Here is an 11548-nt window from a genome sequence, read left to right on the forward strand (position 1 = left end):
GACAATCCAAGGCGTTCGTGTCAAACGCCAAGCAAGGATTCATACCGTGAAATGGCTCTCTCTGTTGCAGCAAGTGCCCTGGTCGGACGTGATCGCCAACACGCCCAAAGTGGTGGACTCAGCCCGTAAGCTCTGGGACTCGACCCGCGCCAAGGCGGCTGAAGCGGTGGACGTCCCTGCCGAACGCGAAGTGGTGGCCACCGTGGTGATGCCGCCGGCAGACGATCCGCTGCAAAACGTGCTGCACGCATTGGAAGATCGGATCGATCAGTTGGCGCAGGAGAACGCGACGCTGCGTGAGCAAATGCAGGCCACGTCCGGGCTGGTCAAAGCGTTGGCGGAGCAAAACGGCCAACTGGTGCTGCGGTTGGATGCGCAGGGGCGCCGGCTGCGGTGGCTCACACTGGGGCTCGCAGGGGTGGGGCTGTTGATGGTTGCCGCCTTTGGGGGCTGGGGCTGGAGTGCCCTGGCATGAGTGTGCTGGCCGATGTGTGGCGCTTCATCTGGCGCGCAGCGGGCTTGATGCTCGCCCTGGGGGTGGTCGCCGGTTTGGTGATCATGGGCATGATCGTGTGGCTGGTGGCGCGTTTGCTGGGGCGCCGACCGCCTCCCGTGCGGGTGCAGTGGCCCCGCCAAGGTGAGATGCCGTTTGGTTTCCGGCAACGCCCGGGGACGCCAGCGGCGTCCGACGACAGCGTGGTGGATGTGCAGGTGCGCGAAGTGGCCGAGCGTTCGGAGGCCCTGCCCGGCCCGGGCACCAAGCCCTGAACGGCGTCAGCCGGCCTGGGTGGGCGTGTTGCTGCCGGTCGGCAACGTCGGTTGCCGCGTCAACGCCATGGCCGAGGCGATCAGTCCGGACACCTCGGTCATGTTGCCCGGCACGATCATGGAATTGTTGGTGCGCGCCAACTCACTGTAGGCTTGCACGGCTTTTTCCGCCACCATGAACTGCATGGCCTGCTCGCCGCCGGGCGTTCGCACCACGCTGGCGACCTTGCGCAACGCTTCGGCGGTGGCTTCCGCCACCATCATCGTGGCCGAGGCTTGGCCTTGGGCCAGGTTGATGTCCGCTTGACGTTGGCCTTCCGAGCGGGCGATGGCCGACTCACGCTCACCCGTGGCGATGTTGATTTGCTCTTGGCGCCGGCCTTCCGAGGCGGCGATCAAGGCGCGTTTTTCCCGTTCGGCGGTGATTTGGCGCTGCATCGATTGCAGGATTTCAGCCGGCGGCTTCAGATCCTTGATTTCGTAGCGCAGCACCTTCACGCCCCAGTTGACGGCGGCCTTGTCCAGCTCGCTGACCACGGCGCTGTTGATCTGGTCGCGCTCTTCGAACGTTTTGTCCAGCTCCATGCGGCCGATTTCGGAGCGCAACAGCGTTTGCGCCAGTTGGGTGATGGCAAAAACGTAGTTGCTGGAGCCGTAGCTGGCGCGCATCGGGTCGGTCACCTGGTAGTAGAGGATGCCGTCCACGGTGAGCTGGGTGTTGTCCTTGGTGATGCACTCTTGGCTGGGCACGTCCAGCGGCACTTCTTTGAGCGAGTGGCGGTAGGACACGTTATCGACGAAGGGGATGATGATCTTCAGCCCCGGCGTGAGGGTGCGGTCGTACTTGCCCAGGCGTTCGACCACCCAGGCATGTTGCTGAGGCACGATCTTGAAGGCCCGGCCCACAAACACGGCGGCCACGACGAGCAAAACGAGCATGATTTCCATGCGACATCTCCTTGGTTGGATCGCAAACTCAGGCGCCCGAGGGCATGAGCACCAGCCAGTTGCCTTCTACGGCAACGACGAAATGCTGCCCCGACTGGGGTTGCGCCCCCGGCGCCAAGCGGGCTTGCCAGCCCGAACCCCGATATTGCACGCGGGTGGTGCCATCGGGCTCCCACGCTGTCACATGAACCCGTTCGCCGATGTCCAGATTGACATCGCGGTTGCGGCTCGCGGGTTGCTCGGAGGCTTGTTGGCGCCGCATGTGGGCGTGCCACAGCGCGACAGCGCCACCGCCCAACAAGCTGGCGCTTGCCAGTTGCAGCGTCACCGACGCGCCGAAGTACGCGGCCATGGCCCCAGCGACGGCCCCCATGGCCATCATCAGCAGATAAAACGTACCGGTGAGCAGTTCGATGATCACCAACACCCCGGCGACGATGAGCCAGAGCGTGGGGGCGGAGAAGTGCTCCATGGTGAGAATCCTTGGCGTGGCGTGAGGAAGGGGACGATGGGCTGCGCATCATCCACCGGCCAAGTGTAGGACGCTTGACGATGCCGCACAGCCCAGCGGCCACGTCAGAATCCGGCGCTGTTGTTTTTGTTGTTTGAGCCTGTCATGACGCTTTCTTCCGCGCCGCGTACTTCCTCACAGACCGCTGCCGACTACATCCGCAGCCACATCCGCACCGTGCCGGATTGGCCGCAGCCGGGGGTGCAATTCCGCGACATCACGCCGCTGTTGCAAGATCCGCGTGTCTTTCGGGTGCTGATCGATCAGTTCGTGCATCGCTACTTTGACACCCGCCCGGATGTGGTGGCGGGCCTGGACGCACGCGGTTTCATCTTGGGTTCGGTGCTGGCCTACGAGCTGAACGTGGGTTTCGTGCCGATCCGCAAGAAAGGCAAACTGCCCTTCACCACGGTGGAAGAAACCTACGAGCTCGAATACGGCAGCGCCACGGTGGAGCTGCACACGGATGCCGTCAAGCCCGGCGATCGGGTCATCCTCATCGATGACTTGATCGCCACGGGCGGCACCATGATGGCGGGCAAACGCTTGCTGGAGAAGCTCGGAGCGACGGTGATCGAGGGCGCGTCCATCGTCGATCTGCCCGAGCTGGGGGGCTCGGACAAGCTGCGGGAGGCCGGCTTGCCCTTGTTCACCCTGGTGGATTTTGCGGGGCATTGAGCCCGACTTCGGCGGCGGGGTTCACAACGCCCGCCCCCACGCCATCGGCACGAGCAAAGCCACCATGCCCAGCATCATCAGGCCGATGAGGGCATCCAACACCTGCCAAGCGCGGGCATGGGCGAACCACGGGGCCAGCCACCGGGCGCCGTAGCCCAGCAGCACGAACCACATGACACTGGCCAGCGACGCCCCCGCCACAAACGCCGCTTGCGCCGATGGCCCCGGCTGCTGGGCGCCGACAGAGCCGACGAGCAGCACGGTGTCCAGATAGACGTGCGGATTCAGCAGGGTGAAACCGGCCAGTTGCAGCACGGCGGCGGGGCGGCTCATGGGTTCGCGGCTGGCGCTGGCCACCAGGGCTTGCGGGCGGGCGGCGCGTTGCAGGGCTTGCACGCCGTAGTGCAGGAGGAACACGCACCCGGCAGCGGCCAGCACTTGGGCGATCCATGGCCGATCGCCGATGAGGTGGGACAGGCCACCCACACCGAGGGCGATCAACACGGCGTCGCTCAAGCTGCACAACGTCACCAGCAGGCCGACGTGTTCACGTTTCAAGCCCTGGCGCAGCACGAAGGCGTTTTGGGCACCGATGGCCACGATCAGCGACAAGCACAGCACCCAGCCATTGAGCGCCGCAGCGCCCAGGGCGGGGCCACCGGGGGGCGAGAGGAGGAAGGTCAGATCGTTCATGGCCGGCAGGATGACTTCCGGCCTGTGCGCTGACCAGCGAGTTCTGCTGAAGCGGCTGAAGCATTTCTGAATCGGCCCAGCCCGCCTGCCTCGCGGCGCAGCGGCGACACTGACGCCCATGCTGGACTATCCCTTGTTGCAAGCCCTGGCCGCCGTGGTGCGCGAGGGCAGTTTTGAACGGGCGGCGCGGGCGCTGCATTTGACGCCGTCGGCGGTATCGCAGCGCGTCAAGCTGTTGGAGGAGCGCACCGGGCAGGTGCTGGTGGTGCGGGCCAACCCGGCCAAGGCGACGCCGGCGGGGCAGCGCTTGTGCCGGCACGTCGAGGAAGTGGCGTTGTTGGAGCATCGGTTGGCGCACGATCTGCCCGGACTGGGGCCGGAAGCGCCGGGCCGGGTGACGCTGCCCGTGGCCGTGAACGCCGACAGCTTGGCGACGTGGTTTGTGCCGGCTGCGGCGCGCATGGCGGCTGAGTCGCCGGTGCTGCTCGACTTGCGCTTGGAAGATCAGGATCACACAGCGGAGCATTTGCGCTGCGGGGAGGTCGTTGCGGCGGTGACGGCGCTGGCGCACCCGGTGCCCGGCTGCCGCAGCGTGCCGCTGGGCTGCATGGACTACTGTGCCACCGCCAGCCCGGCCTTCGTTCGCACCCATTTGGCCGACGGGGTGAACGCCCACACCCTGGCGCAAGCGCCTTGCCTGACCTTCAGCCGGCGCGATCGGTTGCAAGCCCTGTGGCTGGAAAGTGTGCTGGGCGAAGCCTTGCATGTGCCGACGCATTGGTTGCCCTCGGCGCAAGCGTTCGTGGAAGCGAGCCAAGCGGGGTTAGGCTGGGGCATGAATCCGGAGCCTTTGGTGGCTGATGCCTTGGCCGCCGGCACGTTGGTGGAGCTGGTGCCGGGGCATCGGCTCACGGTGGCGTTGTACTGGCAATGCCGCCAAGGTTTGCCGGTGGCGCCTGTCTTGACGCGGGCCGTCTGTGCGGCGGCGGCCCAGGTGTTGCGGCCCAGTGATGAGCCGTCACGCTGAGGGCGGTGTCATGCAAAAAACGAAGGAATCCATATGAGTTTGGAAAGTGATCTTGGGGTTCAAAACTTGGCGGTTTTCATGGTGTCGGGGTTGCTCCTCAACATCACGCCTGGCCCCGATTCGATGCTGATCATGACCCGCAGTGCCAGCCAAGGATGGCGCGCTGGCTCTGCGGCGGCCTTGGGCATTGGTGCAGGAACAATGGTGCATGTGGTGGCCGCCGCCTGGGGCGTCTCAGCCTTGATCGCCACGTCGGCCACCGCATTCAGCATCATGAAATGGATCGGGGCGGCCTACCTCATTTACCTGGGTTGGATGCTGTGGCGTCAAGCGCCATCGGCGGACGCCACAGCCCCGCCCGCTTCGGCCCCACAGACGCATGCCCGCCTGTTTGCGCAGGGCTTTTTAACCAACGTGTTGAATCCGAAAGTGGCGTTGTTTTTCATGGCCTTTGTGCCGCAGTTCATCGATCCTCAGGCTTCGCACAAAGCCGTGTCATTTTTGGTGCTGGGGAGTCTCTTCAACATCAATTCCATGGTGTGGTGCCATGTGCTGGCCTGGAGTTCTGCCGCAGCGGGTCAGCGGGTGCGCATGAGCCAGGCGCTCAAAAGAGGGCTGAACCGTTGCATTGGCACGGTACTGGTGTCTTTTGGCGTGAAGCTGGCTTTAGCGGATCAGACTTGAGCCACATGGGCCGCTTCGTGCCCCAGCGTCAACGCTTCTTCGAACACCGAGTAGCCTGCCAGATCGCTGTGCGCAAAACGGATCCGCCCTCGCGCTGATCGCAACGCCCGCAACCCATCGGCCCCGCGCACGCCGGGCGCCGGGATGCTCATCGCATGGCCCCAGCGCGCCAAGTCGATGGCCTCGATTTTGAACGGGGCGTCGGGGTGCAACAAAGCCAACTCGGCCAACACTTTGGCCCCCCACGCCGCTGCGCTGTCGGACAGCAGCGCCGCCCGTTGGGACACGGGCAGGGCGTGGTACATCGTCAGCACCGTTGGGCCGGGGTGGGGGCGCCAGTTTTGGTGCATGGCATCGACGTAGCCCAAGGCCGTGCTCGTACCAGCGGGGGTGAAGTGCACACTGTCCCACGCGGGCGGTGCGCCCAGGCGATCGAGCAGTGGCTCGCGCAGGTGCAAATTCGCCACCAGCCACGGTGCATGCGGTTGCCTGCGGGCGGTGAGGTCGAGGGCGGCGCGCAGCGGATCGGCCCAATCCGCCAGCAACCGCGCCGCCACGAACAGCGGCAGCGCCACGATGACGCGCTCGGCCTGCCAGCGTTCCGCCCGTTGAGCCCCTTCGTCCCAAACCAGGATGTCAACGCCGTGCCGCTCCTCCTGCACCCGCAGCGCCGTGCGCCCCGTGAGAACGTGCGCACGCAGCGGTTCGGCCATGGCTTGGGCGAGAAAGGCATTGCCTTGCGGCCAGGTGAACACCGGTTCACGCTCGGCTTCAGCGTCGCCAGGCGCATGAAAACCGTGCCGACTGGCGAAGTAATGCAGCCCCGCCCAAGCGGACACCTGCGCCAGCCCGGCGCCGTAGTCATCGCGGCAACAGTAATCGAGGTAACCCAGGAGACGCTCGTCGGTGAGCTGCTCGCGGGCCAGCCAAGTGGCGAAGGGTTGCGCGTCCAGCGTGGCGTGGCCGGGTGTCCAGGGGCTGTGCAGGGTGGGCATCGAGAAGCCCAGGGTGGCACTGGCATCCTGCACCCGCTGGGCAAAACGCCGGTATTGGGCCAGCGTGGCGGGGCGGTCGTCGGCGCTGGGCAGCAGGCCGTCTTGCCAGGCGCCGTCGATGAACAAACGTTCTTGGGGCGCGTGGCACAGGTGGCGCTCATCCGGTTCCAAGCCGCGCACCGTGCGGCGCAGCAAACCCAGATCGAGCAACAGCGCTTGCACCGCTTCGGCTTGCGGGCCCGGCACTGGCAGGTAATGGGCGCCCAGCGGACAGGCCATGCCGGCCAGCGTGTGGCCTTGGCTGTTGCCGCCGCTGAGGTCGTGCAGCTCCAGCGCCCAACTGTCGGTGACGCCGTCGTGGTGCAGGCGGCGCAGCGCCGCCAGCCCGGCGATGCCCGCACCCAACACCAGCACCCGTGCCCGGCGGGTGAGCGCCGGGGCGGGGAGCGCATCGGCGCTGCGCAGCCGGTGGCCGCGTGCCGGATCGGGCCCCACCCAGCGGCACGGCGGCAACGGCGGCTGTGCCGTGGGGCGTTCACAGCCGGCCAGCCCCGCCGCCATCGCCCAGCCCAACATGCTGCGGCGTTTCAATGCACCTGCCCCCATTCCTGCTCGAAGGTGTGTACCAATTCCTGCGTCACCAAGCGATTCGGCTCGGCGGGCACACGCGCCATGTCTGGCGGGAAGTCCAGCAACGCCGGCAGCCCCGCCAGGGTGAGAAACCGCAACCCCGGCGGCAGCGCCTGCGGCATCCGCCATGGCCGCCGCCCCGCGAGGATGAAACCCCACTCCCCGAAACTCGGCACATGCGCGTGGTAGGGCGTGGTGTGCCAGCCAATGGCTTCCAGCGTCGCCGCCACCGTCCAAAAGCTCTTGCGGGCGATCAGCGGCGAGGTGGTTTGCACCACCGTGTAGCCCCCAGCGGCCAGGTGGGCGTCCACCAGGGTGTAGAACGTCGTGGTGTAGAGCTTGCCCAGGCTGAAGTTGCTCGGATCGGGGAAGTCGATGACGATGACATCGAACATCTCATCGTGCTGTTCCAGCCAGCCGAAGGCATCGGCGTTCACCAGCCGCAGTTTGGGCGAGTGCAGCGCATCGGCGTTGAGGCGGCGCAGCAGGGGCTGTTCTTGGAACAAGCGTGTCACCTGCGCATCCAGATCCACCAGCGTGACGTGCGTCACGCTCGGGTACTTCAACACCTCGCGCAGCGCCATGCCATCGCCACCGCCGAGGATGAGCACGTTCTTCGGGGCCCCCTGCGCAGCCATGGCCGGATGCACCAGGGCTTCGTGGTAGCGGTACTCGTCCCGCGAATGAAATTGCAGGTTGCCGTTCAGAAACAGCCGCAGGCCGGCATCGTTGCGCGTCACCACCACGCGCTGGTAGGGGCTGGTTTCGCGCAGCAGGATGCCGCTGCCGTAGAAGCGGTCTTCCGCCCACGTGGTGAGGGCGTCGGCGCTGATCATCGCGCCCAGCAGCGCCGCCACGGTCAGCCCACAGGCGACGGCGTGCGCCCGCCAGTCGCGCAGCTCATACCGAAACAGCCACAGCGCCCACACCGCCACGCCCGCATTGAGCAAACCGAACAGCACACCGGTGCGGATCAGACCCAAATGCGGCACCAGCAGCAGCGGAAACGCCAGCGCCACCGCCAGTGCGCCCAGGTAATCGAAGGTCAGCACCTGCGATACCAAATCCTTCAAACCGTAGCGTTGCCGGAATTGGCGCTGGAGGATGCGCATCACCAGCGGGATTTCCAACCCCACCAGCATTCCCACCACACCGATCAGGCCGTAGAGCAGCACCCGGAACGGCGTCAGGGCGCTGCTGGGCAAACTGGCGTGGGCGGCAAACAACGCCGCTGGCATCAGGCCACCGATCAAGCCGACCAGCAGCTCAATGCGCAAAAACTGCTCGATCAGCGACCGCTCGACGAAGCGGCTCAGCCACGAGCCCACCCCCATGGCGAACAGGTAGCAGCCGATGATGGTGCTGAATTGCAGCACCGAATCCCCGAGCAGGTAACTGGCCAAGGCCCCGGCGGCCAGCTCGTACACCAACCCACAGGCGGCGACGACGAACACCGAAGCCAGCAGCAGCACCTCCGACATGGGCACCTCACGCCAACCCCCGGCGCGGGCGTCAGGCGTGGCACTCACCCGTGAATGGCCGCCGCGATGATTTGGCCAACGGCCACGAACATCCCGGCCACCACGATGGCCAAGGCCACGTTTTTGTGTTCAACGATTTGTTCCCACAGGTCGTAGGGGGTGAATTTGTCGATCACCGCGAAGCTCAGGCACAGCACCCCGACGCCGATGAAAGCGTAGAGGATGGAGCTGATCATCAGGTCAATGCGCAGCCAATCGAGGGACATGGGATGCTCGCTTTCTGGAGAGAAGTTGCTACTTGTGGCCACCGCCACCGCTGGAGAATCCACCAAACGACCCGCCGCTGCCCAAGTAACTCGGCGTCACGACACGCTGGTTTTTGCATTTTTGGTATTCGGCGCTGTTCGGGCCAAACCCATCGCTGACGGCTTGACACTCGTCGTTGCTGCACGCACGCACCAGCAGAAAGAGGGGCAGCAGAATCAGGAGCCATGTGATCCAGCGTCCCAGGCCGAAGGTGGAGCGCGAAGGCGTGGGGAGTTTGCCAGCGGGCAGGTTGAAGGCTTTGCGGACGTCTTCCGTGCCCAGGTTGCGCCCTTCCGACCACACCACTTCCGTGCCGCTTTGCTCGCGGGACAGTTGCCAGCCCGTGGGGCCGCTGTAATCGGTGACGTGGGCGATGTCCTCACGCTCGACGCGCCAGTAGAACTCGCCCAGCACCCACGTGACCTTGGCGCGATAGCGCCAGCGCTCCTGGTAGCGCCGGCTCTGCCACGCTGCACGCTTGCCAGCGACTTTGGGCGCCCCCGTCAGCGGTCGAACCCAGCTCCAGCCCTCTTCGGTATCGACCAAAAAGGCAAACCCCTGGGTGCGGTGATACAGCAGATATTCGCGCCAGAAGGTTTGTGGCTCGTCGTCGCCCGGTTCCGGCAGATCGCAGCGCTCCATGTAACCGACGACTTGCCACGGCAGCGCCGGCCCATCGAGAGCCAACGTGCCTGTGCGCCCCAGCGGGATGAGGGGTTCACTGGCTTGGCCGCCGGGCCCCGCGTTGCTTTGGGCGAAGTACGCCAGATCGGCCCCGGCGCCTTGGGAGATGTCCACCACCGCATGGCAACTGGGGCAGGTGAGGCTGCGGGTGCTGTCCAGCTTGGGTGCCAAGTCGCTGCCGCAGCTCGGACAGGACAGGCTGCGCGCCCCGAGCGTTTGCTCGGCGGCCCCTTCGCGCAGGCCCGACAGTGCCAGATCGTCCAGCCTGACACTTCGCCCCACCGACCACAGCGGCGCATCCGGATCAGCGCCATCCAGCGTGCCGACCTCGCCTGCGTCGTTGCGCAAGTCGGCGACGAGGAATGTGGTGTCGAGGCGCGGCGGGCGCGGCAGCTCGCCTTGGGCGGCGTGCAAGCGCACCGAGGTGATGGACGCCACGCTCCACACACGCCGGCCCACGGTGCAATCGGTGCCTGGTTGCAAATCAGCCAGGCGCAACGGCTCCGATGGGGCAGGCTGATCGAACGCGAAAACGTAAGCGCCGTTGTCTTCACTCAGCCAAGCGGGGCGGGGCGGGGCATCCGAGGGTTCAAAGAGGGCGAACCATTCGTTCCACGTGCCGCCGTCGTAGCGGTACTGCAAGCGCCCGATCAGGGTGAAGGGCACGTTTTGGTAACGCCCCTGCACGCCCAGTTGCAGGGGGGTATGGTCGTCGAACAGCTCGGCGCAGCGGCCAATGCGCCGCAGCGCGTCGCCCTCGCGCAGCAAGGTGCTTTGACAATACCCGCACACCGCACTGGCCGAAGCCGCCGACGCGAACCCAACCGGTGCGCCGCAGTTGGGGCACAGGCTCTGCCAAGCGCGCTGCGGCGTGGGCGATGAAGACGGTGGAGACGTGGTGGACACGATGCGCCCGCTCGTGCGTCAGACCAAACGCTTGAGCAACTCGGCCTTTTTGGCGCTGAACTCGTCGTCGGTCAAGATGCCTTTGGCCTTGAGGCCGGCGAGTTTTTCCAGCGTGGCCACGACCTCGTCAGCAGACATGGGGGTGACGGCCACCGGTGCCGGTGCTGCCGCCGATGCCGCTGCGCCCAGACCCTGCCCGAACTGCTGGGCCAGCGTTTGCCCCAGCGCCAGGCCAGCGCCCAGCCCCATGGCATCACCGACCACACCACCGCCGCCCTGGGCCACGCCTTCGGCCATTTTGGGGATGGCTTGGGCGGTTTGGTACTGCATGAAGGTGCCCATGTTCGCGCCGCCGATCATGTTCATGCCGATGCGCTGATCGAGGATTTTTTGCAGGTCTTCGGGCAGGGAGACGTTCTGCACCGTCACGCCATCGAGTTGCAGGCCGATGGCTTGGAAGGCGGCGGTGGTGGCTTGGCGCAGTTGCTGGGCAAACTCGATTTGGTTGGTGGCCAGATCGAGGAAGGGCAAGCCGCTGCTGGCCACGGCGTCGCTGATGTGTTGCAGCATCAAGCCGCGCAATTGGCCGTCCAGCTCGGTGGTGGTGTAGCGCTCGCGGGTGCCGCTGATTTCGGTGAAAAAGCGCTTCGGATCGGTCAACCGGTAGCTGTAGTTACCGAAGGCACGCAGGCGCACCATGCCGAAGTCTTTGTCGCGCAGGGTGATGGGCTGCTGGGTGCCCCAGCGCTGGTCGAGCTGCTGGCGCGTGCTGAAGAAGTAGACATCGCTCTTGAACGGGCTTTCAAACAGCTTGTCCCAGTTCTTCAGGTAGGTGAGCACCGGCAGGGTTTGGGTGGTGAGCTTGTGCAAGCCGGGGCCGAACACGTCCGCCACTTGGCCTTCGTTGATGAACACCGCCACTTGGCTTTCGCGCACGGTGAGCTGGGCACCGTGTTGGATTTCGTTGTCGGCCATCGGGAAGCGCCAGGCCAAGGTGCCGTCGCCGGACTCGTTCCATTCGATGACGTCAATGAACTGTTTCTTGATGAAACTCATCAGGCCCATGGGGCGCTCCTTGGCTGCGAGAACGGGTTGATCATCATACGGTTGCGCCGTGCCCGGCAGGTGTGTGTCCCCCTCTCCCCGGCCCTCTCCCGCAAGGGGAGAGGGGGACATGCGAAGCCACCCGCCCCCGCAAAAAGCCCCTCTCCCCTTGCGGGAGAGGGGTTGGGGAGAG

13 protein-coding genes are annotated in these 11548 nt (G+C 65.7%); 5 read left to right on the forward strand and 8 right to left on the reverse strand.

Translation table 11 applies throughout. From position 1 onward, the window contains the following. Nucleotides 1–46: 46 nt before the first annotated feature. Together VITFI_RS05910 and VITFI_RS05915 are read left to right on the forward strand one after the other, a co-directional pair. Nucleotides 47–475, forward strand: a complete 429-nt coding sequence (locus VITFI_RS05910) for a hypothetical protein (protein WP_198301642.1) — start codon at nucleotides 47–49, stop codon at nucleotides 473–475. Continuing rightward, complete coding sequence (locus tag VITFI_RS05915; RefSeq protein ID WP_089416182.1) at nucleotides 472–768, forward strand: hypothetical protein; 297 nt, start codon at nucleotides 472–474, stop codon at nucleotides 766–768. The genes VITFI_RS05910 and VITFI_RS05915 overlap by 4 nt, the downstream gene beginning before the upstream one ends. A gap of 6 nt (nucleotides 769–774) precedes the next feature. Here VITFI_RS05915 and VITFI_RS05920 read toward each other — a convergent pair whose 3' ends face one another. Beyond that, on the reverse strand, nucleotides 775–1716 hold the full coding sequence (locus VITFI_RS05920; protein WP_089416183.1) for an SPFH domain-containing protein: 942 nt from the start codon (nucleotides 1714–1716) through the stop codon (nucleotides 775–777). Nucleotides 1717–1744: 28 nt separating this feature from the next. Continuing rightward, entirely contained in the window at nucleotides 1745–2188 is a 444-nt protein-coding gene (locus tag VITFI_RS05925) for an NfeD family protein (protein WP_089416184.1), read from the reverse strand. 144 nt (nucleotides 2189–2332) lie between these two features. Between VITFI_RS05925 and VITFI_RS05930 the strand changes: the two genes are divergently transcribed. Then, nucleotides 2333–2905 (forward strand): adenine phosphoribosyltransferase, encoded by a 573-nt coding sequence (locus VITFI_RS05930; protein ID WP_089416185.1) that lies wholly within the window; start codon nucleotides 2333–2335, stop codon nucleotides 2903–2905. Between the two features lie 21 nt (nucleotides 2906–2926). On the opposite strand, the gene VITFI_RS05935 is transcribed toward VITFI_RS05930, so the two are convergent. Next, on the reverse strand, nucleotides 2927–3598 hold the full coding sequence (locus tag VITFI_RS05935; protein WP_089416186.1) for a LysE/ArgO family amino acid transporter: 672 nt from the start codon (nucleotides 3596–3598) through the stop codon (nucleotides 2927–2929). Nucleotides 3599–3716: 118 nt separating this feature from the next. Between VITFI_RS05935 and VITFI_RS05940 the strand changes: the two genes are divergently transcribed. Together VITFI_RS05940 and VITFI_RS05945 are read left to right on the forward strand one after the other, a co-directional pair. Continuing rightward, complete coding sequence (locus VITFI_RS05940; protein ID WP_089416187.1) at nucleotides 3717–4625, forward strand: LysR family transcriptional regulator ArgP; 909 nt, start codon at nucleotides 3717–3719, stop codon at nucleotides 4623–4625. A gap of 33 nt (nucleotides 4626–4658) precedes the next feature. Then, on the forward strand, nucleotides 4659–5309 hold the full coding sequence (locus VITFI_RS05945; protein ID WP_089416188.1) for a LysE family translocator: 651 nt from the start codon (nucleotides 4659–4661) through the stop codon (nucleotides 5307–5309). Here the strand turns inward: VITFI_RS05945 and VITFI_RS05950 are convergent. The 5 genes from VITFI_RS05950 to VITFI_RS05970 are packed head-to-tail and all read right to left on the reverse strand — an operon-like array spanning nucleotide 5300 to nucleotide 11376. Continuing rightward, nucleotides 5300–6880 carry an NAD(P)-binding protein gene (locus VITFI_RS05950; protein ID WP_198301643.1) on the reverse strand — a complete coding sequence of 527 codons (1581 nt, stop codon included), beginning with the start codon at nucleotides 6878–6880 and terminating at the stop codon, nucleotides 5300–5302. The genes VITFI_RS05945 and VITFI_RS05950 overlap by 10 nt on opposite strands. An 11-nt stretch (nucleotides 6881–6891) precedes the next feature. Further along, complete coding sequence (locus tag VITFI_RS05955) at nucleotides 6892–8463, reverse strand: polyamine aminopropyltransferase (RefSeq protein ID WP_089416189.1); 1572 nt, start codon at nucleotides 8461–8463, stop codon at nucleotides 6892–6894. Next, entirely contained in the window at nucleotides 8460–8681 is a 222-nt protein-coding gene (locus VITFI_RS05960; protein WP_089416190.1) for a DUF350 domain-containing protein, read from the reverse strand. The genes VITFI_RS05955 and VITFI_RS05960 overlap by 4 nt, the downstream gene beginning before the upstream one ends. A 28-nt stretch (nucleotides 8682–8709) precedes the next feature. Next, nucleotides 8710–10311, reverse strand: coding sequence for a DUF4178 domain-containing protein (locus VITFI_RS05965; RefSeq protein WP_089416191.1), 1602 nt, complete (start codon nucleotides 10309–10311; stop codon nucleotides 8710–8712). Nucleotides 10312–10329: 18 nt separating this feature from the next. Then, entirely contained in the window at nucleotides 10330–11376 is a 1047-nt protein-coding gene (locus VITFI_RS05970; RefSeq protein ID WP_089416192.1) for an SPFH domain-containing protein, read from the reverse strand. Nucleotides 11377–11548 lie beyond the last annotated feature (172 nt).

Origin of the sequence: Vitreoscilla filiformis (genome assembly GCF_002222655.1) — a bacterium.
In the GTDB taxonomy this organism is placed as follows: Bacteria; Pseudomonadota; Gammaproteobacteria; order Burkholderiales; family Burkholderiaceae_C; genus Ideonella; species Ideonella filiformis.